Raw genomic sequence first — 26,368 nt, forward strand, 5'->3', positions numbered from 1 at the left:
CGGGGTCAGACGGCCTCGGGCAGCCAGAGTGCGGCCGGGTCGGAGTGCAGGCTGCGGACGGTGACCAGGGCCGCCCCCAGGACGGGGCCGCGACGGCCCAACGGCGAGGCGCGCAGGGCCTCTTCGGGCCAGGGGCGGACCCGGATCAGCTCGGTCAGCTCGGCGCGCATCGCGGGCAGCAGCCACTGCGCGAGGTCGGCGTAGCCGCCGCCGAGGACGAGCGTGGCGGGGTCGATCAGGTTGACCGCGGCGGCCAGTGCGGTGCCGAGCGCGGTGCCCGCGTGCCGCAGGGCGCGCCGGACGGCGGCGTCCCCCTCCTCCGCGCGGCGGGCCAACTCGGCGATCGGGTCCGGTTCCTGACCGTCCGTCAGGATCGTCGTCCCGCCCTGTTCGTCCAGTTCGTCGACCAGCCCGGCGGAGCGGAGCACGGCGGCCAGGCCCGCGTACGGTTCGAGGCAGCCGCGGGCGCCGCAGGAGCAGGAGCGGCCGTCGGGGCGGACGGTGAGGTGGCCGAGTTCGCCCGCGAAGCCCTGGACACCGCGGAACAGGCGCCCGTCCAGGACGAGCGCGCCGCCGATGCCCTCGCCGGCCGAGATGTGCACGAAGGTGCCGCTGCCGGTGCCCTGCCAGAGTTCGGCCAGCGCGCCGAGGTTGGCCTCGTTCTCGACGGCGGGGGCGGTGCCGGGGCCGGGCCACAGCTCGGTGACGTCGACCTGGTGCCAGCCCAGGTTGGGCGCGTGCTCGACCCGGCGGCCGGGGCTGCCCATCGGGACGCTGCCGGGGACGGCGAGCACCCGGCCGACCACCCGCAGGCCGAGCGCGACGGCCTCGTCCTCGGCCCGGGCGGCGAGTTCGGCGAGTTCGGCGAGCGTCTGCTCGGCGGGGCGGCCGGAGTTGGGGGCGGGGTGGTGCAGTTCGACCCGGACCTCGCCGCGCAGGTCGAGGACGCAGGCGCTGAGGTGCTCGACGCCGATCTCCAGGCCCAGCCCGGCCGGGCCGTTGCCGTTCAGGACCAGGGCCCGGCCGGGGCGGCCGACCCGGCCGCTGCGCTCGAGTTCGCCCTCCAGCAGCAGCCCGCCGCCGATCAGTTCGTCGACCAGGCTGGAGACGGCGGTGCGGGTCAGCCCGGTGCGGCCGGCCACGTCGGCCCGGGAGAGCGGGTGCGCGGCGGCGACGGTGCGCATCACCAGGGCGAGGTTCTGCCGCCGCATGTCCTGCTGCGAGGCGGGGCCGCGTCTGGTCGCCAGGTCGCCGTCGGACTGCTGCTGCCCGTCCTCTGCCACGTCTGCCCCGTCCCTCCGTGCCGTCGTCCACCTGACCGCATGACCCTATGACCCTACGACCCTAGGACCGCCCCACCCGCCCCACCCGCCCGAGCCGTACCGCACCGGGCCGGGCCGGAGCGGGCCGAACGCCGCACCGGGCCGCCGGTCCCGGCGGGGGGGCGGCCCGGTCCGGTGCGCCGTCAGTGCGTGCCGCTCCCCTGCAGGGCGGCCGTCCGCGAAATGGTAGTCGCGATCCGTTCGAGCGCGGCGTCGTCCCGGGCCAGGGCGGGCAGCACGGGGCCGTCGGCGGTGCCCCAGCGGCGGGCGACGGCGTCGGCGCGCTCGCCGGTGAGCAGCGCGGCGGCCTGGGCGGCGGCGCCGAGGGCGACCAGTTCGCGGGCGGCGGGCAGTTGGACGGGGCGGCCGGAGAGCCGGCGGACGGTGTCCTGCCAGGCCCGGCCCCGGGCGCCGCCGCCGATCAGCAGGATCGGCTGTTCGGGGTCGGCGGCGCCGGGGCCGTCGACGGCGAGGACGTCGTCGAGGGCGGCGAGCAGCGAGTACGCGGCGCCGTCGTAGGCGGCCTGGAGGAGTTGGCCGGGGGTGGTGTCGTGGCGCAGGCCGTGCAGCAGGCCGCTGGCGTGCGGGAGGGCGGGGGTGCGTTCGCCGTCGAGGTAGGGCAGCAGGACGGCGGTGCCCCCGGGTTCGACGTCCTGGCGGTCGCGGCCGAGCAGGGTGGCGACGCGGTCGACGGCAAGGGTGCAGTTGAGGGTGCAGGCGAGCGGGAGCCAGCCGTCGAGGGCGTCGGCGAAACCGGCGACGGTGCCGGTGGGGTCGGCGGGGCGGTTGCGGGCGACGGTGTAGACGGTGCCGGAGGTGCCGAGGCTGAGCACGGGGGTGCCGGCGGTGAGGCCGAGGCCGAGGGCGGCGGCCATGTTGTCGCCGGTGCCGGTGGCGATCGGGGTGCCGGGGCGCAGCGGCCCGCCGGGCAGGGCGTGTCCGGCGGCGGTGCCGGCGGGGGTGACGGCGGGGAGCAGGGCGGGGTCGAGTCCGATGTGGTCGAGGACGGCGGCGTGGTAGCCGTCGGGGGTCCACCAGCCGGTGCCGGAGGCGTCGCCGCGGTCGGTGGTGGCGGTGCCGGTGAGGCGTTCGGTGAGGTGGTCGTGCGGGAGCCGGACGGCGGCGGTGCGCTCGGCGTGCTCGGGTTCGGTGGCGCGCAGCCAGGCCCACTTGGCGGCGGTGAAGGAGGCGCCGGGGACGCTGCCGAGTTCGGCGGCCCACCAGTGGGCGCCGAACTTCCTCACCAGTTCGGCGGCCTGGGGTGCGGAGCGGACGTCGTTCCAGAGCAGGGCGGGGCGGACCGGGCGTCCGGCGGCGTCCAGGGTGACCAGGCCGTGCTGCTGGCCGCCGACGGCCAGGGCCCGGGCGCGGTCGGCCCAGCCGGTGGCGGCGACGGCGGCGGTGAGGGCGTCCCACCACTGGTCGGGGTCGCTCTCCTGGCCGTGCCGGGAGTCGACCCGGTGGGGGGCGCGGCCCTCGCCGAGGACCTCTCCGGTCTCGGCGTCGACGGCCAGTGCCTTGGTGGACTGGGTCGAGCTGTCGACGCCGATCACCACCTGCGGGTGCGCCATGGGCGTGCTCCTGTCTGCGGTCGTCCGGGCCCGGCGGGAAGCGTTCTCCGGCGGGGTGGGTGCGGTGGGTTCCGCGCGGGGGCTTCCCCTCGCGGGCCCGGCCATACTAATTTGTCTTTCGACCTTACGAATAGCCCCCCGTCCGGGTTACCGTCGGTGCCGGGCCCGATCCGCGTCGGGCCGCCGGTCGGTCCCTCGGTCGATCCACCCGGTCGATCACCAGCGCTTGGAGTACGCGATGAGCCAGCTCACCCCCACCCCCGACGACAAGTTCACCTTCGGTCTGTGGACGGTCGGCTGGCAGGGCCGCGACCCGTTCGGCGACGCCACCCGTCCGGCCCTGGACCCGGTCGAGGCGGTCGAGAAGCTGGCCGCCCTCGGCGCGTACGGCGTGACCTTCCACGACGACGACCTCGTCCCGTTCGGCTCCTCGGACGCCGAGCGCGAGGCCGTCGTCAAGCGCTTCCGGGCCGCCCTGGAGTCCACCGGCCTGCGGGTGCCGATGGCCACCACCAACCTGTTCACCCACCCGGTCTTCAAGGACGGCGCGTTCACCGCCAACGACCGGGACGTGCGCCGCTACGCGCTGCGCAAGACCATCCGCAACATCGACCTCGCGGTCGAGCTGGGCGCGAGCGTGTACGTGGCCTGGGGCGGCCGGGAGGGTGCCGAGCACGGCGCGTCCAAGGACGTCCGGGTGGCGCTGGACCGCCTGAAGGAGGCGTTCGACCTGCTCGGCGACTACGTCACGGAGCAGGGCTACGACCTGCGCTTCGCGATCGAGCCGAAGCCGAACGAGCCGCGCGGCGACATCCTGCTGCCGACCATCGGCCACGCGCTGGCCTTCATCGACCGTCTGGAGCGCCCGGAGCTGGTCGGCCTCAACCCGGAGGTCGGCCACGAGCAGATGGCGGGTCTGAACTTCCCGCACGGCATCGCCCAGGCGCTGTGGTCGGGCAAGCTGTTCCACATCGACCTGAACGGCCAGTCCGGCATCAAGTACGACCAGGACTTCCGGTTCGGCGCGGGCGACCTGCGGCAGGCGTTCTGGCTGGTCGACCTGCTGGAGTCCTCCGACTACCGGGGCCCGCGGCACTTCGACTTCAAGCCGCCGCGCACCGAGGACTTCGACGGCGTCTGGGAGTCCGCGGCCGGCAACATGCGCAACTACCTGCTGCTGAAGGAGCGCGCGCTGGCCTTCCGCGCCGACGCCGAGGTGCAGGACGCGCTGCGCGCCGCCCGCCTGGACGAGCTCGCCCGGCCGACCGCCGCCGACGGCCTGGCCGCGCTGCTGGCCGACCGCTCCGCGTTCGAGGAGTTCGACGTCACCGCGGCCGCCGAGCGCGGCATGGCCTTCGAGCGCCTCGACCAGCTGGCCATCGAGCACCTGCTCGGCGCCCGCTGACCCCGGCCCCCCCCCCCCCCCCCGCCGCCGACTCCGGCCCCTCGGTCCGCCGGCCGGCCCCCTCCCCCCGGGGCCGGCCGGCGTCCTTTTCCTCCCCGACTCCCTCCCACACCAGCTCTGCTGACGGTTCGTCGAACGAGTGCGACAGTGAGAGGCGACCGACCGGGCGGGAGGGAACCACGGGGCTGATCCACGCCCGGCGGATGCAGAAGCCCTCCGCGGAGATCGGCTTCGTCCGGCCCGACCCCCGGGCCCGACTGCCGGGCCGTCCTCCGCACCGACCCCCGCCCCGACCCCCCGCTACGGGAGCGCGCTACGGGAGCGCGCCCGGCCGGTACTCGTACAGCCAGTCCGTGGACCGGGTGTACATCCGGGTGAACACCAGCGGCATCACCGCGTTCCGGACCAGGGAGGCCAGCGGACCGGCCGTCTTGGCGTCCCGGTTGGCGGTCGCCGCACGGGCGAGCTTCCCGGCCCGGCCGGAGCGCTCCCGGTCGAAGGCGGCCAGCGCGGCGGGCAGGTCCGGCGCGGCGCGCAGGGCCAGGGCCAGGGCGACCGCGTCCTCCAGCGCCATGGACGCGCCCTGCCCCGCGCCCACCGGGTGCGCCGCGTCGCCGACCAGCACGCACCGGCCGTCCTGGCGGCGCGGCACCGGCGGCAGGACGTGGAACAGCGTCGCCGCGTCGATCCGCTCGGTCGCGCCGAGGATCCGCCGGGGCACCGGCTCGGTCGCGAACAGTTCGGCCAACTCCTCGGCGTCCAGCTTGACCTCGGCCGGTGCGACGGGGTCGGCGAGCTGCGCGGACCACCAGACGGTGCCGTCCGGCGCGGGCAGGTGCGCGAACGCGCCGCGCCGCCCGAAGGTCATGTTGAACGTCCGCCCCGGGCCCGCCTCCGGCACCGCGCGGGAGATGCCGGCGACCCCGTACAGCCCGGCGTAGGCGGGCCGCGGCCCGGCCGGGTCGAGCATCCGGCGGACGGTCGAGCGCAGCCCGTCGGCGCCGATCACCAGGTCGGCCCCGGCCACCGCCTCGTCCGCCGGCCCGGCCACCACCCCGTCCGTCGGCCCCTGCCCCGACCCCGGCTCCGGCTCGGCCAGCCGCTCGCCGACCACGATGCGCGCGCCGAGCCGCACCGCCTCCGCCCGCAGCGCCGCGACCAGGTCGGCCCGCATCAGTGTCACGCTGCGCAGCGGGTCGTCCGCCGTCCGGCCGCGCGGGACGTCGCCGAGCCGCTTGCCGCGCCCCGACCACATCCGCTGCCGGTCGACCTCGAAGCCCGCCGCCCGCACGGCGTCCAGGCAGCCCAGCGACTCCAGCGCCCGCAGCCCGTTGACGGCCAGGCTGAGGAACGCCCCGACCGGGCCGGCCGGGTCCGGGTACGCCTCGTACACCGTGACGTCCAGGCCGATCCGGCGCAGCGCGACGGCACTCGCCGCACCGGCCACGCCCCCGCCGATCACCACCGCTTCCATGGTCCCACCCCTTACTGAATTCAGGTTCAATGAATTCTTATTCACTGAACTGGCCGTCAGTATGATGTCCGCACGAGCGACAGGTCAAGGCCCGGCCGCGGCGGGGCGCGGCGGCCGGGCGAAGCGGCAGGACGGGACGAGGGAGGCCGGACGCGATGGGCGTACGCAAGGCGCAGGCGGCGGAGACCAGGGCGGCGCTGCTGGAGGCCGCCCGGCAGCAGTTCGTCGAACGCGGCTACCTCAACACGAAGATCACCGACATCACCGCGGCCGCCGGCCGGGCCACCGGCTCGTTCTACGCGCACTTCGCGGACAAGGACGAACTGCTGCGCGCCCTGCTCGACGACGTCCGGGCCCAGGCCAGGGACCAGGTCGTCGCCGAGGTCCACCCGCGCGACCACGACCTCAGCGACCGGGCCCAACTCCACGCCCACCTGGGCGCGTCCTGGCAGGCGATGCGCGACCACCTCCCGGTCACCATCGCCATGTTCGAGTCGCTCGTCGCCGCGGGCCCCCGCTCCGGCCGGGCCTGGCAGCGCCTCACCGCGGACACCGACGTCCTGCGCGACCACCTCGACTACCTCGCCGAACGGGGCCACCCGCTCCCCGGCGACCCGGCCCTGCTCGCCCCCGCGATGGGCGCCCTGCTCGGCATGCTCTCCTACGCCCTGCTCACCACCGAGCAGCCCGCGCACGGGGACGCCGAGGTGCTCGACACCCTCACCGACCTCCTGCTGCACGGCCTCGCCGGCCGGCCCCCGCGCGCCCCCGCTCCCCCTCTTACTCCTCCTTCCCCCTCTCCTCCTCCTTCTCCTCCTTCTTCTCCTGCTTCTCCCTGACCACCGCGGGGCCCACCGCGGGGCCCACCGCGGGCGCGGGGACGGCCTCGGCCAGCAGGTCGAGTTCGGCCTCCGTGTTGTAGTAGTGCGGCGAGGCGCGGACGACCGCGTCCAGGCCCCGGGCGTCGAGGTCCCAGCGGGCGTACTCGGCGAAGGAGACCGAGACGTTGATCCCCCGGTCCCGCAGGGCGCGGGCGACGTCCCGGCTGTCGCGCCCCTCGACGGTGAAGGTGACGATGGCGCACTGCCGGGCGCCCCGGTCGTGGACCCGCACCCCGGGCAGCGCCCGCAGCCGGGCGCGCAGGGCCGCGCCCAGCCGGGCCGTCCGCTCCTCGATCGCCTCCAGGCCGATGCCGAGCGCGTAGTCGACGGCGGCGCCCAGGCCGATCCGGGCCGCGTAGCTCGCCTCCCAGCTCTCGAACCGGCGGGCGTCGGACCGCACCAGGTAGTCGTCCGCCGAGGTCCAGGTCGCCGCGTGCAGGTCGATGAACGGGGGGTCCAACTGCTCGCGGATCCGCGGCGAGCAGTACAGGAAGCCGGTGCCGCGCGGACCGCGCAGGAACTTGCGGCCGGGCGCGGTGAGCAGGTCGCAGCCGATCCGGCCGACGTCCAGCGGCAGTTGGCCGACCGACTGGCAGGCGTCCAGCAGGTAGACGGCGCCGGCCGCCCGGGCCACCGCGCCGATCTCGGCGGCCGGGTTGACCAGCCCGCCCTGGGTCGGCACGTGGGTGACCGCGATCAGCCTGACCCGCTCGTCGACCATCGCCCGCAGCGCCCCGACGTCCAACTGCCCGTCCGCGTCGTCGGGGACGGTCTCCACCCGCACCCCGTGCCGGCGGGCCGTCTGCAGGAAGGCCAGCGCGTTGCTCGCGTACTCGGCCCGCGAGGTCAGGATCCGGTCGCCCGCCGCCCAGGGCAGCGCGTAGAACGCCATGTCCCAGGCCCTGGTGGCGCTCTCCACCAGCGCGATGTCCTCCCGTCCGGCCCCCACCAGCCGGGCCAGCGAGTCGTACACCCCCTCGATCCGCCCCGCCGCCTCCTGTGCCGCCTCGTACCCCCCGGTCCCCTCCTCCCGCCGCAGGTGCGCCACCACCGCCTCCACCACCACCCGCGGCTGCAACGCCGCCCCCGCGTTGTTCAGGTGCACCACCCGCCCGACCCCCGCCGTCTCCCGCCGCACCCGCTCCACGTCGATCCCCGCCACCATCGCCCGACTCCTCCCACCACACCACCACCACGGTCGGGAACGCCCTACCCCTGCACCCCGGCGCCACACTCCCCTCCACCCGCACTCCGGCGTTCTCGGTGGACGTACGGCAGATGTCCCCCCGGGGTGACGGCTCGACCGCTACGTTCGGAACCTCGAAGCCGTCCGGACCCGACCGCGGCCCCGACGGCCGGGAGCGACCAGGAGGGAAACCGCCCATGGGCAGGACCGAGTACTACTACGACCCGGACGCACCCAAGGCCAACACCCTGATCCCGGCCAGCAACCTGCTCGTCGTGGACGACACCGGTGCCGTCCTGCTGCAGCGCCGCCGCGACACCGGCCAGTGGGCACTGCCCGGCGGGGCCCAGGACATCGGCGAGACCGCCGCCCAGTGCGCCGTGCGCGAGTGCCTGGAGGAGACCGGCATCGTCGCCGAGATCACCGGCTTCCTCGGCGTCTACACCGACCCGCACCACATCGTCGCCTACACCGACGGCGAGATCCGCCAGCAGTACGAGAACACCTACCTCGGCCGTCCCGTCGGCGGCGAACCCACCGTCAACGACGAGGCCGACGGCGTCCGCTTCGTCCGGCCCGCCGACCTCGACCGGTACGACATCCACCCCAGCATGCGCCGCCAGATCGGCGACTACCTCGCCGGCACCTACCCCCACCTGGGCTGATCCGCCGCCCGCCGCTCCCCTCGCCCGGGCTTCGGGGGCCGTCGGCGGGCGCGGTTCAGCGGGGGCCGTCGGCGGGTGCGGTTCAGCGGGGGCCGGTGGCGAGGGCGGGCAGGACGTCGGTGCGGAGGAGGTCGAGGAAGCGGGCCGGGTGGCGGTAGGCGGCGAAGTGGCCGGCGTCCTCGATCAGGGTGAAGCGTTTGACGGGGGCCTGGACCCGGTCGAAGAAGGCGCGGGCCCGGGCGGGGGTGTTGACCAGGTCGTGGGCGCCCTGGACGAGGAAGAAGGGGACCTCGAAGCGGGTGCCGTCCGCGTGGTCGTCGAAGGCGGCGGTGTCGGGGAGGACGGCGGCGGAGACCAGGAAGCTCCGGAAGAAGGTGGCGAGTTCGGGCAGGGAGTGCAGCGGGGAGTACCAGAGCGACTTCGTCACCACGGACTTCATCGCGGCGAAGGTGTGCGGGTCGGTGGCGGCGGCGAAGCGGTTGAAGTGGGCGAACTGCTCGGCGCTCCAGGCGCGCGGGTCGGGGCCCATCTCCCGTACGGCGGCGGCCTCCTTCTTCTTGCCGGCGCGTTCGAGGCGCTCCAGTGCGGCGCCGTGGTCGGAGGTGTCGCGTCCGCCGTCGAAGATCTTCTGGTCGGTGCCGACGTAGGCGGAGACCAGGTCGGGGCGGCTGCGGGCGATGCGCAGGCCGAGGGCGCTGCCGAAGGAGCAGCCCAGCAGGACGACCCGGTGGACGCCGAGGCGGGCGCGGACGTGCTCGACCACCTCGACGGCGTCCCGCAGCAGCCGGTCGAAGGTCAGCTCGCCCTGGCCGTGGGCGCCGGAGCGGCGCAGCGTCTTGCCGGTGCCGCGCATGTCCCAGCGGACCAGGGTGACGTGGCGCTCCCAGTCGCGGGAGAGGTTCGCGAGGACGGAGTTGGACGAGCCGGGGCCGCCGTGCAGCTCCAGCACGACCGGGTTGGCACGGTCCTCGCCCCGGACGGAGATCCACTGGTCGAGGCCGCCGATCGGGGTGAAGTAGCTCTCGTCGACGCCCCGTTCGGTGTCGATGCGCAGGGCGCGGGCGCGGCCGGACCGGACGGCGGCGCGGTGGACGAGGAGTCCGGCGACCGGGGTCGCGGCGGCGGTGGCGGTGAGGGCGGCGGCGATGAGCACGCGGGTCTCCAGGGGCGCGAATCCGATAACTGCGTATGTCATACACAGCTGATTACTGTGTAAGTTATACGCAGTTGTTGGACGGCTGGCAACACCGCCGTCGAACGGTCGCCGCCACCCGGCACCCGGCCACCCGCCGCCCGGACGACCGCCGACGGCACTGACGGAGACCGACAGAGACCGACGGAGAGGAGACCGGGCGCGTGCCGGCGAACAAGGAGAGCCAGCGGGACCCGAACGTCAGCCTGGCGCTGCTGTGGGGCGAAGCCGACGACCGGCCCCGGCGCGGGCCCAAGCCGAAGTTCACGCCCGCCGAGGTGGCCCGGCACGGCGTCGCGGTCGCCGACGCCGAGGGGCTGGAGGCGCTCTCGATGCAGCGGGTCGCCGAGGCGCTCGGGGTCACCACGATGGCGCTGTACCGCTACGTCCCCGGCAAGCCCGACCTGGTCGACCTGATGGTCGACACCGTGCTCGGCGACCCGCCCGACCTCGACCTCGTCCCGGGCGGCTGGCGGCCGCGCCTGGCGGCCTGGGCCCGCGCCTGCTGGGACGTCTACCGCGCCCACCCCTGGATCCTGACCGCGACCGGCCTGCGCCGACACGCCATGGGACCGCGCCAAGTCGCCTGGCTGGACGGCGCGCTGGCCGCCCTCGAACCCACCGGGCTCGACGCCCGGCAGCGGCACGACGCCGCGATCCTGGTGCTGAGCCTGGTGCGCAGCCTCACCCAGGAGTCCCTGGACCGCACCGAGGAGGGCGACCGGGAGTGGGACCGGCTCACCGCCGACCAACTGGCCCGGCACGCCGACCGCTTCCCCGCACTCACCCGCGCCGCCGCAGCCGGAGCCTTCGCCCCCGCCCCCGCCGACCCGCTCGCCTTCGGCCTGACCTGCGTGCTGGACGGCCTCCAGGGCCTGGTCGAACGCACCGCCGGGCCCGGCGAGGGCTGAGCGGAGGCAACGGACCCGAGGCGAACGGGGGCTGAACGGGGACGGCGGGCCCGGGGCGAACGGGGGGCTGAACGGAGGCGGCGGGCCCGGGGCGAACGGGGGGCTGAACGGGGGCAACGGGCCCGGGGCGAACGGACATCCCGGCTCTGAACGAACCGACCCGAACGGACCGGCCTGGACGTGTCCCCCGACTCCTCGCGCCCGGCGGGTGGTGCTAGCCTCACTGCACCGCCCGCCGCGCCGCGCCCGCTCGTCCGCGCGCACCCGCCCGGCCGGTCGTTCCCCGCTGCCGACGCCCCGGTCCGCTGTCCTGCCGACCGCCGGGCCGGTACGCATACCGCACCACACCACAACGCGCGCACCGCGCACCGGCCGATGCCCTCCCGGACGGCCGAACGCCCTTGCCCCGCACGGAGGTCGGCCCCGTCATGTGTCCCACCCTGTTCACGATCGACCACCCCGGCCCCGGCCGGATCAGCACCATGGCCCGGCCGCGCGGCGGCGACTGGCTGGCGGAGGAACTGGCCGCGCTGGCCGCGCTCGGGGTGAGCGAACTGGTCAGCGCGCTCACCCCGGCGGAGTGCGCCGAACTCGGGCTGGACGCGGAGGCATCCCTCGCCCGAGCCGCCGGACTGCGCTTCACCGCCGTACCGATCCCGGACCGCACCGTCCCCACCGTCGCCGAAGTCCTGCCACTGCTGGACGAGTTGGCGCAACGGCTGGCCGCCGGCGGGCACCTGGTGGTGCACTGCCGGGCCGGGATCGGCCGCTCCTCGCTGCTGGCGGCGGGGGTGCTGGTCCGCTCCGGCGCGGACCCGGACGACGCGTGGGAACGCATCGCCCGGGCCCGCGGTCTGGCGGTGCCGGACACCGCCGCGCAGCGGGCCTGGACCGACCAGGTGCCCCGCCGCGCTGCCGGTGACGGGACACCGGTGATGAGGCATCGGTGAGGGCACACCGATGACAACTCACCGATGAGAAGGCATCGGTGACGCCCCATCGATGACAAAGCATCGGTGACGGGACACCGATGGCAGATCATCCGTGCCAGGACATCAACGTCAAGACATCGATGATGACGCACCAATGACGAGACACGGGTGACAGCTCATCGATGCACCGACACCGACAACGGGGCACCAACAACGCGGTACCAACAACGCGACATCGATGCCGGAGCATCAGTGACGGAACACCGGTGACGCGACACCGGTGACGCGACACCGGTGATGAAGCATCGGTGACGGAACACCGGTGATGAAGCATCGGTGACGGAACACCGGTGACAGGACATCAGTGATGGAACAGCCGCAGCCCGGTGTGCACCAGCGTGATGCCGTGCTCGGCACAGGCCGCCTCGACCTCGGCGGACCGCACCGAACCGCCCGGCTCGGCGATCGCGGTGACGCCGTGGCGGCGGGCGTGGTCGACGTTGTCGCGGAACGGCAGGTAACCGTCGGAGACGAACGCGACACCGTCCAGCCGGGCCGCCCAGTGGGTCCGCTCCTCGGGGCCGAGTTCGTCGGGGACGTCGCCGCCGCCGTGCAGGGCGGCGGCGAAGCGGGTGCGCTCGTCGGGGGTGAGGTCGCCTTCCAGGTAGCGGATCTGCCAGTTGATCCGGTCCTGGCGGCGGATCCCGGGACGGAAGTCGAGGGCCCGGACGGCGGGGTGGCGGCGCAGCCACCAGGTGTCCGTCTTGGCGCCGGCCAGCCGGGTGCAGTCGACCCGGGACTGCTGGCCCGCGCCGATGCCGAGGGCGGCGCCGTCGCGCAGGTAGCAGACCGAGTTGGACTGGGTGCGGCGCAGCACGGCGAGCCCGAGCAGCAGGTCGTCCGCGGCGGCGGGGGTGAGCGTGCCGACCCGGACGTCGGTGAGCAGGGCGGCGGTGAGCGGGGTGGTGTCGACGTCCTGGACCAGGCGCAGGCCGTGCACCTCGCGGGTCTCGACGGCGGGCGGGGTGTGGCGGGGGTCGGCCTCCAGGACGAGGTAGCGGCCGTTCTTCTTCCGGGCCAGGACGTCGAGCACGCCGGGCGCGTAGCCGGGGGCGACGATGCCGTCGGAGACCACCCGGGCGAGCAGGTCGGCGAGTTCGAGGTCGACCTCGTGCGAGACCGCGACGAAGTCGCCGTAGGAGGACTTCGGGTCGGCGTCGCGGGCCCGCAGGTAGGCGGAGGTGAGTGGGCCGACGGCGGCCGGGTCGAGGGCGTGGAGTTCGGCGGTGGCCGGGTCGACCGGTCCGGCGAGGGCGGCGCCGGCCGGGGAGACGTGCTTGAAGGACGCGGCGGCGGGGCGCCCGAGCAGGGCGGCGGCCTCGCTGACGAGTTGCCAGGCGTTCAGCGCGTCCAGCAGGTTGACGTACGAGGGCTGCCCCTGGAGCAGGCGCAGCGGCAGGTCCGTGCCGGGCAGCGGCTCGATCCGGGCGCGGGTGTTCTGCGGGTTGATTCCGTACCGAAGGTCCATGGTGACGGCCCCTCCGTGAAGTCGGTGTGTCGGCTTCGGAGGACACCCAGGCGGACGGTGCCGGTCCCGTGCTGTGCTGTGCCGCTCCCCGGTGGTGCTCCACCTCTCGCCAGTCGCGACGGCGCCGATGCTAGCAGCGCCCGGCCGCACCGGAACACGCCCCGCCGTCCGCCGGCCCACCCCGAACGCACCCCGCCGCCCCGAGCCCGCCCCCGGACGTGCCCGGCGTTCGGGTGGGTTCGGCCGTGTCGCGGGTGCGGGGCGAAGGCGGGTGGCGGGGCCGTGGCTACCGTCGGATTCCGGTCACCGCGCACGGGTGACACCGCGCCCCCGGGAGGGTCGATGTCCTCGTCCGACAGCACGTCCGCACCGGAGCCGTCCGCACCGGAGCCGTCCGGGCCGGGTACGGCGCAGCGCCGCGGCCTGCTGTGGCGGCTGGGCGCGTGGTGCGCCGGGCACCCGGTGGTGGTGATCGTCTGCTGGCTGGTGGTGCTGGTGGGGGTGCAGGTCGCGGACCACGCCGTGGGCGGCGCGTACTCGGACGACTTCTCCGTGCCCGGCTCGCAGGCGCAGGACGGTGCGGACGTGCTGGCCGCGCACGAGCCCGCGTTCGGCGGGACGAGCGCGCAGGTGGTGCTGCACGACGGGCAGTCGCTGACGCAGTTCCAGTCGCAGGTCGACCAGGCGGTGACGTCGTTGCAGCACCTCCCGCACGTGCTGTCGGCGCAGGACCCGCTGCCACCGCCGGGCCAGGCCCCGCAGCCGGGCGGGCCGGTGTCCGCGGACGGGCGGACGGCGTACATCACGATGCGTTTCGACAGCACTCCGGCGACGTTCGGCGACGGCTACCTGGACCAGGTGGACGCGGCGGTGCAGCCGCTGCGGCAGGCGGGCGTGCAGGTCGAGTACGGCGGTCCGCTGGGCGAGTTGGCGCGGCCGGCGCCGAGCGACCGGGTGAGCGAGCTGATCGGCTTCGGGGTCGCGATCGTGGTGCTGCTGCTCGGTTTCGGCAGCGTGATCGCGGCGGGACTGCCGCTGGTGAGCGCGCTGCTGGCGGTGGTGGTGGGCCTCGGGCTGCTGGGCCTGCTGGCGGCGCTGACGACGTTCGCGACGGTCGCGCCGACGCTGGCGACGATGATCGGGCTGGGCGTCGGCATCGACTACGCGCTGTTCCTGCTGACCCGGCACCGGCAGAACCTGATGGACGGTTCGGCCCCGCGGACGGCGGCCGGGCACGCGGTGGCGACCAGCGGCCGGGCGGTGCTGATCTCCGGCACCACGGTGGTGATCGCGCTGGCGGGCCTGTCGGTGTCGGGCATCTCGTTCATGGCGAAGCTGGGCCTGGCGGCGGGCGTCACGGTGGTGACGGCGGTGTGCGGCGCGCTGACGCTGCTGCCGGCCCTGATGGGCGTGATCGGCCGCCGGATGGACCGCTTCACCGTCCGCACGCCCGTCGCCGAGGGCGGCGAAGCCCCCGAAAACGCCGATGCCGCCGAGGGCGCCGAGGCGACCGGCATGTGGCACCGGTACGCGCGGCGGGTCGAGCACCACCCGTGGCGGTACCTGTCGGTGGGCCTGGTGACGGTGCTGGTGCTGGCGGTGCCGCTGCTGTCGATCCAGCTGGGGCACATCGGGGACGGCGCGGACCCGACCTCGTTCACCGACCGGCGGGCGTTCGACCTGATGTCGGAGGCGTTCGGCCCGGGTTCCAACGGCCCGCTGACGGTGGTGGTCGACCAGACCTCGGTGCCCGCGTCCGACCGTCCGGCGCTGGCCTCCGCCGTCCAGCAGTCGCTGACCGGCGTGCCGAACACGGCGAGCACCGCGCCGCTGCAGACCAGTTCGGACGGCGACGTGCTGTTCACTACCGTCACGCCCGCGCAGGCCCCGCAGGACCGGAAGACCACCGACCTGGTCGGCCACCTCTCGGACACGGTGCTGCCGGGCGCGGTGGCGGGCACCTCCGCCACCGCGTACGTGACGGGCACGACCGCCGCCCAGGTCGACTTCCTGGACCTGGTGGCCAGCCGGCTGCTGCTGATCATCGCGGTGGTGGTCGCGCTGGCGTTCCTGATCATCCTGCTGGTGTTCCGGGCGCCGCTGGTCGCGTTGAAGGCGGCCGTGCTCAACCTGGTGTCGATCGCCGCCTCATACGGGGTGCTGGTCGCGGTGTTCCAGTGGGGCTGGGGCGGGCCGGCGCTCGGCGTGTCGGGGAAGGTGCCGATCGAGAGCTACGTCCCGATGATGATGTTCGCGATCGTCTTCGGCCTGAGCATGGACTACGAGGTGTTCCTGCTCTCCCGCGTCCACGAGCGCTGGCGGCTGACCGGCGACAGCCGCGGCGCGGTCGCGCACGCGCTGGAGACCACCGCCCGGGTGATCGGCTGCGCGGCCCTGATCATGGTGAGCGTGTTCGCGGCGTTCATCGTCAGCGACAACGTGGTGATCAAGATGATGGGACTGGGCCTGGCCGTCAGCGTCCTGATCGACGCCACCGTGGTCCGGCTGCTGATGGTGCCCGCCGCGATGACCCTGCTCGGCCCGGCCGCCTGGTGGACCCCGCGCTGGATGGACCGGCTGCTGCCCGACATCGACGCCGAGGGCCTCCGGAGCGGCTGACCCGGGCGACGCCCCACCGCCGCGCCCCGGCACCGTCCCAACGCCGCGTCCCGGTGGCGTCCCGGGCGGCGCCCCCGACCGGCGGAGTTCGGCCGGGTGAAGCTGCCGGACGGGACGGTCCGGGAGGCCGGGTACCACCTGGTGGTGTGGAACCGCGGGCCCGCGCCCGCGACCGCCGTGCAGCTCGAACTCGCCTCCGCGGACGGGGAGTCGGTGCAGCTCGCCGACCTCGGGGCGGACGTCCGCCCGGGCCTAGGCCGACGCGGTGGCCGCCGCCATCATCTGCCGCAGGTAGGTGACGTCCCGCTCGAAGCTGAACTCGCGCAGGACGGTGGACCAGCGGCCGTCCGCCGTCCGGCGCCAGACGAAGGTGTAGCGGGCCGGGACGCCCTGCTCGCAGCGGTACATGACGACGGTGCCCTGGTCGCCGTGCCGGGTGGTGGCGAGGAAACGGACGTCGTCGGTGCTGCGGCCGACCGTCCGGCCCTGGGCGGCCAGGCCCCGGAAGCGCGCCATGAAGTGCGCCTTGGTCAGCCGCACCACCTGGCCGGTCTCGTCGATCCGGAGGTTCTCGAACTCGTCGTCGTAGAACTCCTCCAGCGCGGCCAGGTCCATCGCCAGCCCGGCGGCCAGGTACTCGCGCATCCGCTCGATCAGCGTCTCGTCCAGGGCCTCGCCCGGGATCCCGTCCGACGGGCCGCCCGTCGTCCCGCCGGTCGTCCGGTGCAGTTCGGTGTTCGACGTGGCGTTCATGGTTCGTGCCCCTCGTGTCGGCGTGTTCCGGCTTCGGGAACCACCATTCCGGTACGCACCGTCAGACCGCTGTCACCGCGCCGTCGTCCCGCCGTCAGTCACCCCTGGAACGCCTGACCGACCGCTGACCGACCGCTGTCGGCATCCTGCCGGTGTGCTAACGGTGCGCCGCCCCCCACCCTACCGACATCCCGTCAGTGCGCTGACGATCCGCCAATCCGCTTGCCCGACAGCACATTTCGTGCCTCCTCTCGAAGGCGCGTACGGTCCCGTCCATGGAGAAATGGACCTATGCGACGGCCGGGGAACTCACGGTGGCCCTGCGGGCCGGGGACGTCACCTCGGTGGAGCTGACCGAGGGCGCGATCGCCCGGATCGAGCAGGAGGACGGAGCGGTCAACGCGGTCTGCGCGCCGGACTTCGAGCGGGCCAGGGCGGCCGCGCGGGAGGCCGACCGGGCGCTGGCGGACGGGGAGGAGCGGCCGCTGCTGGGCATCCCGCTGACGGTCAAGGAGTCGTACGACGTCGCCGGGCTGCCCACCACCTGGGGCATGCCGCAGTTCCGGGACCACGTTCCGGCCGAGGACGCACTACAGGTGGCCCGGGTCCGGGCGGCCGGTGCGGTGGTGCTCGGCAAGACCAACGTGCCGCTGGGGCTGCGGGACATCCAGACCTACAACGAGATCCACGGCACCACCAACAACCCGTGGGACCACGAGCGCACCAGCGGCGGGTCCTCCGGCGGGTCGGCGGCCGCGCTGGCCGCCGGGTACGGCCCGCTGTCGCTGGGCACCGACATCGCCGGCTCGCTGCGCACCCCCGCCCACTTCTGCGGCGTGTACGCGCACAAGCCGACCATGCACCTGCTGCCCACCCGCGGCATGGTGCCGCCGAACGCCCCCGCGCTGCCCGCCGACATCGACCTCGCCGTGGTCGGCCCGATGGCCCGCTCGGCCGGCGACCTGGCGCTGCTGCTCGACGTGATGACCGGCCCCGACCCGCTGACCCTCGGCCTGGCCCACACCACCGTGCTGCCGCCCGCCCGGCACGACCGGCTGGAAGGCTTCCGGGTGCTGGTGCTGGACGAGCACCCGCTGATCCCGACCGGCGCCGACGTCCGCGCGGGCGTCGCCCGGGTCGCCGACGCGCTCGCCGACGGCGGTGCCCGGGTCGAGCGCCACAGCCCGCTGCTGCCCGACCTCGCCGACGCCGCCCAGGTCTACCCGCTGCTGATGTTCTCCGCCCTCGCCGCCAACTTCCCCCCGGCGCAGTACGAGCAAGTGCGGCAGCTCGCCGAGCAGTTGAGCGAGGACGACCACAGCCTGGGGGCCGCCCGGCTGCGCGGCATGACGCTCAGCCACCGCGGCTGGCTGGCCGCCGACCACCGCCGCGAACTGCACCGGCGCAGCTGGCGGGAGTTCTTCGCCGAGTTCGACGCCGTCGTCGCCCCGATCACCCCCACCGCCGCCTTCCCGCACCAGCAGGACCCCGACCTGCTGAACCGCCGGATGACCGTCGAGGGCACCACCTTCCACTACTTCGACCAGCTGGTCTGGGCCGGTCTGGCCACCATGCCGGGCCTGCCCGCCACCGCCGTCCCCACCGGCCTGTCTGCCGAGGGCCTCCCGGTCGGCGTCCAGCTGATCGGCCCGATGTACGAGGACCGCACCCCGCTGCGCCTGGCCGAGCTGCTGGAGGAGCGGCTCGGCGGCTTCCGCGTCCCGACCGCGCTGAACCACTGAACCGCTGAAGAGCTGAGCCGTTGAACCGTTGAACCGCTTCGTTTCAACGGCTCGGCGGCTCAGCGGCTCAGCGGGCGGCCTGGTAAGCGCGTCCGGCGGCGGTGGCGTTGGTGCCGTCGGTGAACAGGCCGCTGCTGGGCTTGGCCGGGTCCGCGCCGAGGCCGAACCAGGCGTAGCGCTGGAGGTAGGGCAGTGCGTCGAGGGCCTTGGTGGAGGCGGTGACGAAGGCGGCCTGCTGGTCGGCGGTGGGGAAGCGGGTGCCCTGGGAGAAGTCGATCAGGGCGTACTCGGTGAGCCAGATCGGCTTGTGGTAGCGCTGGTGCACCGCCTCCAGGTAGGAGGTCAGCTGCTGGACGGCCTGCGGGGTGCGGAAGTCGCCGCCGTACCAGTGCAGGGTGATGAAGTCGACCCGGTAGCCCTTGGCGGCGGCGCCGGACATGAAGCGGTCCAGCCAGCCGCCGGGCGTGTCGGCCCCGTACGCCACCGCCGGGCTGCCCAGCGTCTGCCCGGCCTGCATCAGCTTCGGCCACAGCTCCAGTGCCTGGTCGACCGTCATGTTCGACTGGGCGGCCATGTCGGGCTCGTTGAACCCGAGCAGGTAGGGGCCGTTGGCGCGGGCCTGGGCAAGGGCGGTGTCGGTGACGGAGGCCGCGCCCCAGATCATCGGGACGAAGGACGCCGACGCGGGCGTGGTGATGCCGGGGTGCTGGGGCGCCCAGGTGTAGTACCAGCCGGCTCCGGAGGCGGCCAGCGCCTGGTTGACCCCGTCGAAGGACCACACGCCGACGCCCTTGCGCGCGGACGTGGCGATCCCGGCCGGCGGCGCGGCGGCGGTCCCGGCGGTGGGCTTGGGCGAGGTGGCGGCGGCGGACGGCGCGGGAGGGGCCGGGACGGACGCCGACGTCGAGGCCGAGGCCGAGGGAGCGGCCGAGTCCGACGGGGAGGGCGAGGGCTCGTCGGGGAGCGCCGGGGCCGCCGCGTCGGCGGTGGTGGGCAGCGCGGCGGCGCTCGCGGACGGCGCGGCGACGGCCACCGGGGCGTCGTGCTGTCCGGGCGTCAGTTCGGCCCCGACCAGGACGGCGACCGCCGCCAGGGCCACCGCCGCACCGCCGAGCACCGGCGTGGGGAGGCCGGGGCGCCCCCGCCGGTGACCGGCCCGCCGCCGCCCCGGGCGCCCGCCGGACGCGGACGGGGTGCCCGCCGGGCCCGAACCGCCCGGCCCCGACGGCCCCGACGGCCCCGATCCCGAACCGTCCGGCCCCCGAACGTCAGCCCCCGGAGCGTCCGACGCCGGAGCGTCCGGCCCCGGGGCGTCCGCGGTCAGTGCGCCGAGGATCCGGGACGGGTCGAGGTTCGGCGGGACGGCCAGCAACGGCAGGCCGTACAGCAGCCGTTCGGCGGGGAGCAGCCCCTGCTGGGCTCCGGCGCAGCGTTCGCAGTCGCGCACGTGCCGGGCCAGGCGCTTGCGCCACAGCGGGGCGGGGACGCCGTCCCAGCCGGCCGCGGTCGCGTCCAGTCCGGGGCAGCGCGGGTCGGCGGCCAGCGCGCGGACCAGCAGGCGGGAGAGTTCGAGCTGCTTCTTCATCCGGCCGATCCGGACGGCGGCGTGGCCGGAGCTGAGGCCGAGCGCGGAGACCAGGTCGGCCTGTTCGAGTTCGCCGGTCTCCTTGAGCCACCACAGGGCGAGCAGTTCGCGGTCGTCGGGGTCGAGCCAGCGGGTGGCCTCGGCGATCTCGCGGCGCTGTTCGGTGAGGCCCAGGCGCAGGATGGTCAGCCCGGCGAAGTCGAGGGCGGGGTCGGGTATCGCCTCGGCGTCCTCCAGCCGGGCGGAGCGGTCGAGGGCGACGGCCCGGTCCTGCTGGCGGTTGCGCACCTGCCGGACGGCGATGGCCACCAGCCAGGACCGGAAGGCGGTGGGGTCCCGCAGGTCGGACAGCCCTCGGACCATGCGCAACAGCGTCTCCTGTACGACGTCGTCGGTGTCGGCGTGGCCGTTCAGCGCCCGGCCGACGATGTTGTAGACCAACGGGAGGCTCTGGGCCACCAGTTCCTCCAGGGCCCGCCGGTCGCCGGCGCGCGCCGCCGTCACCGTTCCGGCGTCGGGTCCACTGCGTCTGGTGTGCGGCATGGGTGCGTTCCTCCACGTGGGTGCGTGCGGCGGCGTTCTCCGTCCACGGAGACCGTCCGCGGGTGCGGCCGCCAACAGAAATTTCCGGCCCGCGGCAAGATTTCTGTTATCGGGCGCGCCCCGGCGAGGTCCCCGATACGTGCGCACGCAGCACGCACGACCAGGGGAGCGGGAGGAGGCACAGCATGGCACGGGGACGCCGCCGTCCCGGTACGGGGTCGGCCTCCGGCCGCCGCGCCCGCACCCCCGCCTGAACCCGGCGGACGGGTGGCCCCCACCACCCGTCCGTCTCCGACCCTGCCGGCCCGGGCTCCACCCCGGCGCCCCCACCCGGGCCGGCAGGGTACCCGTCGGGCACCGCGCCCTTCCCCCCTGCACGGGGCGCGGTGCCCGACCCTTTTCCCGGTTTCCTCCCCCGCCCCTCCTCGCGCCCGGCACCCAACACCCGACGCCCGGCACCCGGCGGCGGGCGGCTGAAACGGCAGCGGCCACCGCCCCCCGGCCCGGGGACGGTGGCCGCCTGTGTGTCAGGACCTGCCGGGACTACCTGCCGTTACGGGTAGGAGACCAGGTTGGAGGGGACGGTCCCGGTGCCGGAGGTGCCGGCGCCGGTGTTGTTGACCACGTGCAGGAACTGGCCGTTGCCGCCGAGGGAGTTGACCAGGACGTCGTGCAGCTTGACGCCCGCGGTGTCCGGGACCTCGAAGCCGTGGTCCATCACGATGGTCGGGTCGACGTTGAAGTAGCAGTAGCTGCCCAGGCCCCAGCCCTCGTGGGTGGTGACGCTGTTCTCGACCTTGTAGGCGGCGTAGCCCTTGGTGTTGCCGTTCTGGATCGCGGCCTGGTTGGGGGCGTCGTAGGCCTTCTCGTTCTGGAAGAAGATCGTCTTGCCGCCGTTGCCCTTCCACCACACGTCGTACTTGTTGAAGTGCTCGACGAACAGGCCGGTGGCCAGGACGTCGTTGCCGTTGACGACGAAGCCGTAGTCGGAGCGGTTGCTCTCCCAGCCGACGCCCGCGCCGTGGTCGGCGCGCCAGATCCAGGTGTGGTCGACGATGGTGTTGTTGCTGTTGATCACCATGCCGTTGGTGGCCTTGCCGGCGGTGACGCCGCCGACCCGGACGAAGACGTCCTGGATGACGATCGGGTCGGCCGCGTGGCCCGCGCCCGGGGTGTCGTTGCCGACCTGGAGCAGGGCCTGGGAGTTGGTGGTGCCCGCGTCCAGCAGCAGGCCGGAGACCTTGACGCCGTCGACGTCGGCGACCTTGATCGCGGTCACGCCGTTGTCCGGGATGACGGTGGCGAGGCCGAGGCCGAGCACCACGGTGTCCGGGCGGGTGATGTTGATGGACTGGTCGACGTGGTAGACGCCGGGGGTGAAGAGCAGGTTGAGGCCCTGCGCCAGCGCCTGGTTGATGTTGGCGGCGGTGGCGCCGTCCTTCACCACGTAGAACTGGTTGAGCGGCAGCGAGGTGCCCTGCGGGGTGCCGTTGCCCCAGGAGACGCCGCGGGCGTTGGTGCGCTTGGCGGGCACGAACACCTTGTAGGCGTTGCCGTCCAGGTACAGGAACGGCTTCTCCTGCGAGACGGGCGTGGTGTCGAGCGTGGTGTACGGCGGGTTCGGGAAGCCCTGGGCGGGGGCGCCCTGGACGCCGGAGAAGGTCTGGTTCCACACGCCGTTGGAGAACCCGCCGATGGAGCTGTCGCGGGTGTACCACTGCTGCTGCGAGTAGTTGCCGACCTGGCCGTCGATCTTCGAGTCGGCGATGTAGCCGCCCGAGGCCCAGCCGTAGCTGGCGGGGGCGAGGTTGAGGCCGCCCTCGACGTGCATCCGGCGGAACGGCGCGGCCTGCGAGACGGCCCAGCGGTCGGTGCCGCTGACCGGCTTGAGGTGCAGGTTCTCGGCGGAGCGCCAGAAGTTCTGGGTGGCGTTGCCGTTGAACCAGCCCGCGTCGACGGTGACGTCACCGTTGAAGGTGGTGTCGTCCGGGTTCAGGCCGAGGCCCGCGATCGAGGTGTAGAAGCCGATCTGGGCGTTGATGTTGTTGTACGTGCCCGGCTTGAACAGCAGCGCGTAGCGGTCGGTGCCGAACTGGTTCGACTCCTGCTTCTTGAAGACCTCGTCGACCTTGGCCTGGATGTTCGGCGTGGACGGGTCGAAGACCAGCACGTTCGGGCCGAGGTCGCCGCCGCCCTGCACCGGCGGGGTGGTGGAGCCGCCGGTGCCGGTGTGGATGCCCATCTCCCAGAGGGAGTAGCCGTAGCCGGTGCCGCGCTGGGTGCCGTACATCCGGACGTAGCGGCCGGAGCCGGAGACGTTGAGCGCCTCGGTGCCGCCCGCGCCGGTGGTGGTGGAGTAGATCGTCGCCCAGGTGGTGCCGTCGTTGGACGTCTGGATCTGGTACGCCTTGCCGTAGGCGGTCTCCCACTTGAGGTCGACCTTGCACAGCTGCTGCACGGAGCCGAGGTCGACCTGGAGCCACTGCGGGTCGGCAGCGGCCGAGGCCCAGCGGGTGCCGGTGTTGCCGTCGACGGCGGAGGACGCCGGGGTGCCGCCGTTCTCGGTGGAGGACGCGGTGGCGGTCTTGCCCTGCGCGGCGTTGTCGGTGGAGCAGCCGGAGGTCGGCGGGGTGGTGGTGCCGCCCGAGGGCGTCCCGGTGGGGGTGCCGCCCAGGGTGCCGTAGACCTGGAACTCCCAGAGGGAGTAGCCGTAGCCGGTGGCGCGGGTGATGCCGTTCATCCGGACGTAGCGGCCGGAGCCGTTGACGTTCAGGACCTCGGTGCCGCCGGTGCCGGTGGTGGTGGAGTAGATCGTCGTCCAGGTGGTGCCGTCGTTGGACGTCTGGATCTGGTACGCCTTGCCGTAGGCGGTCTCCCAGCTCAGCTGGACCTTGCTGATGCTGGAGACGGAGCCCAGGTCGACCTGCAGCCACTGCTGGTCGGAGGCCGCCGAGGACCAGCGGGTGCCGAGGTCGCCGTCGACGGCGGCGGTGGCCGGGGTGCCACCGTTCTCGGTCGACGAGGCGGTGACCGTCTTGCCCTGGGAGATCAGCGAGTCCGCGGCCTGCGCGGTGCCCGGGATCGTCATGACAGCACCCGCGACCAGGGCCGCGGCGGCGAGTACGGCAGGCGTCCGGCGCATGGGGGCACCGGAAGGGGGAGGGGCGAGCCGCATGGCTCCTCCTGCTGTGAGCGGTGGGTGGGGTGGGAAAACAGCGGAGAGCGCTCTCCGGGCGGAGTGTCGGGGCAGGAACCACCGGGCGTCAAGGCGTACGTGGGGACGACTTGAAACCTCGGCTTCACCTGGGTGAAACGCCGCCGCATCAGGTTAGTTCATGGCGAGAGAAAAGTAGAGACCCTGACGACGACATCTCAATTTCGTTGGACCATGGCGGGAGAGCGCTCTCCCAGGAGCGCGGTCGACCGGGATGCGCGGGCGCCCGGCGCCCACCTCCGGGCCGGACGGAGCCTGCGACGGAACGGCGGCTTCCGGCCTCCGGGCCCGGGGCCGATACGGTAGGGCCCGCCGTTGCGGCGCGCCAGCATCCACACCGACCCGGCTGACGACCCGCCACGCGCCTCCACCCGGAGCACCCGCGAACCGGCCCGCCGTCCGATCGCCGTCCGATCGCCGCTCGGCCGGCCCGGCGCCCGACCGCCCTCCCCGACCCTGTTTCAACTCCCTTGGCGTGCAACCCGATCGGCCCGTCCCGGCGGGCTCCCGGCGGGCCCTCGGCGCGTCCGGGCACCCCGGGGCGACCGCCCGGACGTGGGAAATGTCACCCTCTTGGGGAGGTCTTTACCTTTGATTGACCCTTACGCTCCGGGCCCCACCTCTGAAAAAGTGGTACGAGCCAACCACGCCGTCCGCCGCGCCCGAAGGGATCCCTCCCGTGCCCGTACCACGCATGCAATCGACCCCGCTGCCCGGCATCGGCGTGCAGTACGACCTGACCACCCGGGAGCGCCAGCACGTCTCGGTGATCGCCCACCGGGACGGCACCCGCACCCTGAACACCTACCGCCGCGAGGACCCGGACGCCTGCGCGCACTCGCTGCACCTGACGGAGAGTGAGTCGGCCGCGCTGGTCGACGCCCTGACCCCGTCGCACCACAGCCCGAACGTGCTGCACACCTCCGGCCTCGGCCTGGTCGCCGAGCGGATCGAGCTGTCCGGCGGCTCGTACTGGAACGGGCGCGCCCTGGGCGACACCCGGATGCGCACCGACACCGGCGTGTCCATCGTCGCCGTGCTGCGCCGCACCGGCGCCGTCCCCTCCCCCACCCCGGACTTCCGGCTGGCCGGCGGGGACACCCTCATCCTGATCGGCACCCGCGAGGGCGTGGACGCCGCCGCCGTGATCCTCGGCCGGGAGTGACGTCCGCCCCGCGCCACGGCGCGGGGCTCCCGGCCGCCCCCGTGACGCGGGGCCTGCGTCCCGTTCCGAGCGGGCTCCGGCAGGTCCCTCGTCGGACGGGTCGTGCCCGGCGCCGGATCACCCGACACCCCCTTCAGCACCCCCCAGTACACCCGCACGTCCGTACGGCCCGGCCCACCGGGCGGCCCGACGGACCCGGACGGAAGGAGCAGCGGAGATGCACGCGTCCACCCCGCCGAGCGCCACCGACCACGACCCGCGCCGCAGCCGCCGAAAACCGCTCGGCCGCCTCGCCGCCACCAGCCAGCAACCCACTCCTCCTCGCCACAAGGGCCGGAGCATCCCGAGAGAACGAAGGTGAACGCTTGCACACCGCCACCGTCTTCATCGAACTGGGCGCGATCATCCTCACCCTGGGGCTGCTCGGCCGAATAGGCTCCCGCTACGGCCTCTCGCCCATCCCGCTCTACCTGCTCGGCGGCCTGGCGTTCGGCCAGGGCGGCCTGCTGCCGCTCAGCGCCAGCGAGGAGTTCGTCGCCACCGGCGCCGAGATCGGCGTGATCCTGCTGCTGCTGATGCTCGGACTCGAGTACACCGCCGCCGACCTGGTCACCAACCTCAAGAGCCAGTACCCGGCCGGGATCGTCGACTTCGTCTTCAACGCGCTGCCCGGTGCGGCGATGGCGCTGCTGCTCGGCTGGGGCCCGGTCGCCGCCGTGGTGCTGGCCGGCGTCACCTGGATCTCCTCGTCCGGCGTGATCGCCAAGGTCCTCGGCGACTTGGGCCGGCTCGGCAACCGGGAGACCCCGGTGATCCTGAGCATCCTGGTGCTGGAAGACCTGGCGATGGCCGTCTACCTGCCGATCCTGACCGCCCTGCTGGCCGGGGCCGGGCTGCTGGTCGGCAGCATCACGCTCGCCGTCGCCCTGGCCACCGCGGGCGTCGTGCTCTTCGTGGCGCTCCGGTACGGGCGGCTGATCTCGCGCTTCGTCTCCCACGACGACCCGGAGAAGCTGCTGCTGGTGGTGCTCGGCCTGACCCTGCTGGTCGCGGGCATCGCCCAGAAGCTCCAGGTCTCGGCGGCCGTCGGCGCGTTCCTGGTCGGCATCGCGCTGTCCGGCGAGGCCGCGGAGGGCGCGCACACCCTGCTCAGCCCGCTGCGCGACCTGTTCGCCGCCGTCTTCTTCGTCTTCTTCGGCCTGAACACCAACCCCGCCAGCATCCCGCCGGTGCTGCTGCCCGCCCTGGCCCTGGCGATCGTCACCGCGCTCACCAAGATCGCCACCGGCTACTGGGCCGCCCGCCGGGCCGGCATCGCCGCCAAGGGCCGCTGGCGGGCCGGTGGCGCGCTGGTCGCCCGCGGCGAGTTCTCCATCGTCATCGCCGGTCTGGCCGTGACCGCGGGCATCGAGCCCTCCCTCGGCCCGCTCGCCACCGCGTACGTCCTGCTGCTCGTCATCATCGGCCCGCTGGCCGCCCGTTGGACCGAGCCGATCGCCGCCCGCCTCGTCCGCCGCGACGGCGCCGCACCGGCCGAACCGCAGCCCCTCCCCGAAGAACCCGGCGTCCACGTCTGACCGCCCGGCCCCTCCCCCGCCCTCGACCGACACCCCTCCGACCGCCCCTCCCCCGATCGCCCCTCCCCCGACCGCCCGTCGGCCTCACGCCGGCGGGCGGTCC

19 protein-coding genes and 1 riboswitch are annotated in these 26,368 nt (G+C 74.2%); of the genes, 10 read left to right on the top strand and 9 right to left on the bottom strand.

The features are described from left to right. Window positions 1–5 precede the first annotated feature (5 nt). Together HUT16_RS04220 and xylB are read right to left on the bottom strand one after the other, a co-directional pair. Window positions 6–1,283: an ROK family protein gene (locus tag HUT16_RS04220; protein WP_254897627.1), complete on the bottom strand. Its 1,278-nt coding sequence runs from the start codon at window positions 1,281–1,283 to the stop codon at window positions 6–8. A gap of 182 nt (window positions 1,284–1,465) precedes the next feature. Continuing rightward, window positions 1,466–2,893, bottom strand: coding sequence for a xylulokinase (gene xylB, locus HUT16_RS04225; RefSeq protein WP_176185568.1), 1,428 nt, complete (start codon window positions 2,891–2,893; stop codon window positions 1,466–1,468). A gap of 238 nt (window positions 2,894–3,131) precedes the next feature. Between xylB and xylA the strand changes: the two genes are divergently transcribed. Then, the gene (gene xylA, locus HUT16_RS04230) at window positions 3,132–4,298 is read left to right on the top strand and encodes a xylose isomerase (protein ID WP_176185570.1); all 1,167 of its coding nucleotides are present in this window, start codon (window positions 3,132–3,134) and stop codon (window positions 4,296–4,298) included. A 313-nt stretch (window positions 4,299–4,611) separates the two neighbouring features. Here xylA and HUT16_RS04235 read toward each other — a convergent pair whose 3' ends face one another. After that, on the bottom strand, window positions 4,612–5,772 hold the full coding sequence (locus tag HUT16_RS04235) for an NAD(P)/FAD-dependent oxidoreductase (protein ID WP_176185572.1): 1,161 nt from the start codon (window positions 5,770–5,772) through the stop codon (window positions 4,612–4,614). A 155-nt stretch (window positions 5,773–5,927) separates the two neighbouring features. Between HUT16_RS04235 and HUT16_RS04240 the strand changes: the two genes are divergently transcribed. Beyond that, window positions 5,928–6,611 (top strand): TetR/AcrR family transcriptional regulator, encoded by a 684-nt coding sequence (locus tag HUT16_RS04240; RefSeq protein ID WP_176185574.1) that lies wholly within the window; start codon window positions 5,928–5,930, stop codon window positions 6,609–6,611. Here the strand turns inward: HUT16_RS04240 and HUT16_RS04245 are convergent. After that, window positions 6,553–7,818: an aminotransferase class V-fold PLP-dependent enzyme gene (locus HUT16_RS04245; RefSeq protein ID WP_176185576.1), complete on the bottom strand. Its 1,266-nt coding sequence runs from the start codon at window positions 7,816–7,818 to the stop codon at window positions 6,553–6,555. The genes HUT16_RS04240 and HUT16_RS04245 overlap by 59 nt on opposite strands. A gap of 218 nt (window positions 7,819–8,036) precedes the next feature. Here HUT16_RS04245 and HUT16_RS04250 point away from each other — a divergent pair, with 218 nt between their 5' ends. Then, the gene (locus HUT16_RS04250; RefSeq protein WP_176185578.1) at window positions 8,037–8,504 is read left to right on the top strand and encodes an NUDIX hydrolase; all 468 of its coding nucleotides are present in this window, start codon (window positions 8,037–8,039) and stop codon (window positions 8,502–8,504) included. A gap of 82 nt (window positions 8,505–8,586) precedes the next feature. Here HUT16_RS04250 and HUT16_RS04255 read toward each other — a convergent pair whose 3' ends face one another. Next, window positions 8,587–9,699, bottom strand: coding sequence for an alpha/beta fold hydrolase (locus HUT16_RS04255; protein WP_176185580.1), 1,113 nt, complete (start codon window positions 9,697–9,699; stop codon window positions 8,587–8,589). 161 nt (window positions 9,700–9,860) lie between these two features. Between HUT16_RS04255 and HUT16_RS04260 the strand changes: the two genes are divergently transcribed. Both HUT16_RS04260 and HUT16_RS04265 read left to right on the top strand, forming a co-directional pair. After that, complete coding sequence (locus HUT16_RS04260) at window positions 9,861–10,607, top strand: TetR/AcrR family transcriptional regulator (RefSeq protein WP_176185582.1); 747 nt, start codon at window positions 9,861–9,863, stop codon at window positions 10,605–10,607. 428 nt (window positions 10,608–11,035) lie between these two features. Continuing rightward, window positions 11,036–11,557: a tyrosine protein phosphatase gene (locus tag HUT16_RS04265; RefSeq protein WP_176185584.1), complete on the top strand. Its 522-nt coding sequence runs from the start codon at window positions 11,036–11,038 to the stop codon at window positions 11,555–11,557. A gap of 343 nt (window positions 11,558–11,900) precedes the next feature. On the opposite strand, the gene HUT16_RS04270 is transcribed toward HUT16_RS04265, so the two are convergent. Next, window positions 11,901–13,067 (bottom strand): phosphoribosylaminoimidazolecarboxamide formyltransferase, encoded by a 1,167-nt coding sequence (locus HUT16_RS04270; RefSeq protein WP_176185586.1) that lies wholly within the window; start codon window positions 13,065–13,067, stop codon window positions 11,901–11,903. 37 nt (window positions 13,068–13,104) lie between these two features. Further along, window positions 13,105–13,194: riboswitch (ZMP/ZTP riboswitch) on the bottom strand. A gap of 215 nt (window positions 13,195–13,409) precedes the next feature. On the opposite strand from HUT16_RS04270, the gene HUT16_RS04275 reads away from it, so the two are divergent. Continuing rightward, a complete protein-coding gene (locus HUT16_RS04275; protein ID WP_176185588.1) occupies window positions 13,410–15,686 on the top strand; it encodes an MMPL family transporter in 2,277 nt (758 codons plus the stop codon). Window positions 15,687–15,938: 252 nt separating this feature from the next. Here HUT16_RS04275 and HUT16_RS04280 read toward each other — a convergent pair whose 3' ends face one another. Further along, window positions 15,939–16,439: a nuclear transport factor 2 family protein gene (locus tag HUT16_RS04280; RefSeq protein ID WP_176185590.1), complete on the bottom strand. Its 501-nt coding sequence runs from the start codon at window positions 16,437–16,439 to the stop codon at window positions 15,939–15,941. A 275-nt stretch (window positions 16,440–16,714) separates the two neighbouring features. Between HUT16_RS04280 and HUT16_RS04285 the strand changes: the two genes are divergently transcribed. After that, window positions 16,715–18,181 carry an amidase gene (locus HUT16_RS04285; RefSeq protein WP_176185592.1) on the top strand — a complete coding sequence of 489 codons (1,467 nt, stop codon included), beginning with the start codon at window positions 16,715–16,717 and terminating at the stop codon, window positions 18,179–18,181. 67 nt (window positions 18,182–18,248) lie between these two features. On the opposite strand, the gene HUT16_RS04290 is transcribed toward HUT16_RS04285, so the two are convergent. Together HUT16_RS04290 and HUT16_RS04295 are read right to left on the bottom strand one after the other, a co-directional pair. Continuing rightward, window positions 18,249–20,309, bottom strand: a complete 2,061-nt coding sequence (locus tag HUT16_RS04290; RefSeq protein ID WP_176185594.1) for a sigma-70 family RNA polymerase sigma factor — start codon at window positions 20,307–20,309, stop codon at window positions 18,249–18,251. 553 nt (window positions 20,310–20,862) lie between these two features. Beyond that, window positions 20,863–23,397 (bottom strand): discoidin domain-containing protein, encoded by a 2,535-nt coding sequence (locus tag HUT16_RS04295; protein WP_254897628.1) that lies wholly within the window; start codon window positions 23,395–23,397, stop codon window positions 20,863–20,865. A gap of 820 nt (window positions 23,398–24,217) precedes the next feature. Here HUT16_RS04295 and HUT16_RS04300 point away from each other — a divergent pair. From HUT16_RS04300 to HUT16_RS04310, 3 genes are all read left to right on the top strand, one after another. Then, window positions 24,218–24,688 carry a cation:proton antiporter regulatory subunit gene (locus HUT16_RS04300; protein WP_176185598.1) on the top strand — a complete coding sequence of 157 codons (471 nt, stop codon included), beginning with the start codon at window positions 24,218–24,220 and terminating at the stop codon, window positions 24,686–24,688. A 217-nt stretch (window positions 24,689–24,905) separates the two neighbouring features. Beyond that, on the top strand, window positions 24,906–25,049 hold the full coding sequence (locus tag HUT16_RS04305; RefSeq protein WP_176185600.1) for a hypothetical protein: 144 nt from the start codon (window positions 24,906–24,908) through the stop codon (window positions 25,047–25,049). A 4-nt stretch (window positions 25,050–25,053) separates the two neighbouring features. Next, window positions 25,054–26,265, top strand: coding sequence for a cation:proton antiporter (locus HUT16_RS04310; RefSeq protein WP_176185602.1), 1,212 nt, complete (start codon window positions 25,054–25,056; stop codon window positions 26,263–26,265). Window positions 26,266–26,368: the final 103 nt, after the last annotated feature.

It is taken from the genome of Kitasatospora sp. NA04385, assembly GCF_013364235.1.
Lineage (GTDB): Bacteria > Actinomycetota > Actinomycetes > Streptomycetales > Streptomycetaceae > Kitasatospora.

Coding starts and splice junctions, on each gene's coding strand:
- xylB (WP_176185568.1), bottom strand. CDS start 2,893: ATGGCGCACCCGCAGGTGGTGATCGGCGTCGACAGCTCGACCCAGTCC.
- HUT16_RS04245 (WP_176185576.1), bottom strand. CDS start 7,818: ATGGTGGCGGGGATCGACGTGGAGCGGGTGCGGCGGGAGACGGCGGGG.
- HUT16_RS04235 (WP_176185572.1), bottom strand. CDS start 5,772: ATGGAAGCGGTGGTGATCGGCGGGGGCGTGGCCGGTGCGGCGAGTGCC.
- HUT16_RS04250 (WP_176185578.1), top strand. CDS start 8,037: ATGGGCAGGACCGAGTACTACTACGACCCGGACGCACCCAAGGCCAAC.
- HUT16_RS04255 (WP_176185580.1), bottom strand. CDS start 9,699: ATGACATACGCAGTTATCGGATTCGCGCCCCTGGAGACCCGCGTGCTC.
- HUT16_RS04265 (WP_176185584.1), top strand. CDS start 11,036: ATGTGTCCCACCCTGTTCACGATCGACCACCCCGGCCCCGGCCGGATC.
- HUT16_RS04240 (WP_176185574.1), top strand. CDS start 5,928: ATGGGCGTACGCAAGGCGCAGGCGGCGGAGACCAGGGCGGCGCTGCTG.
- xylA (WP_176185570.1), top strand. CDS start 3,132: ATGAGCCAGCTCACCCCCACCCCCGACGACAAGTTCACCTTCGGTCTG.
- HUT16_RS04280 (WP_176185590.1), bottom strand. CDS start 16,439: ATGAACGCCACGTCGAACACCGAACTGCACCGGACGACCGGCGGGACG.
- HUT16_RS04270 (WP_176185586.1), bottom strand. CDS start 13,067: ATGGACCTTCGGTACGGAATCAACCCGCAGAACACCCGCGCCCGGATC.
- HUT16_RS04285 (WP_176185592.1), top strand. CDS start 16,715: ATGGAGAAATGGACCTATGCGACGGCCGGGGAACTCACGGTGGCCCTG.
- HUT16_RS04305 (WP_176185600.1), top strand. CDS start 24,906: ATGCACGCGTCCACCCCGCCGAGCGCCACCGACCACGACCCGCGCCGC.
- HUT16_RS04300 (WP_176185598.1), top strand. CDS start 24,218: ATGCAATCGACCCCGCTGCCCGGCATCGGCGTGCAGTACGACCTGACC.
- HUT16_RS04290 (WP_176185594.1), bottom strand. CDS start 20,309: ATGCCGCACACCAGACGCAGTGGACCCGACGCCGGAACGGTGACGGCG.
- HUT16_RS04275 (WP_176185588.1), top strand. CDS start 13,410: ATGTCCTCGTCCGACAGCACGTCCGCACCGGAGCCGTCCGCACCGGAG.
- HUT16_RS04295 (WP_254897628.1), bottom strand. CDS start 23,397: ATGACGATCCCGGGCACCGCGCAGGCCGCGGACTCGCTGATCTCCCAG.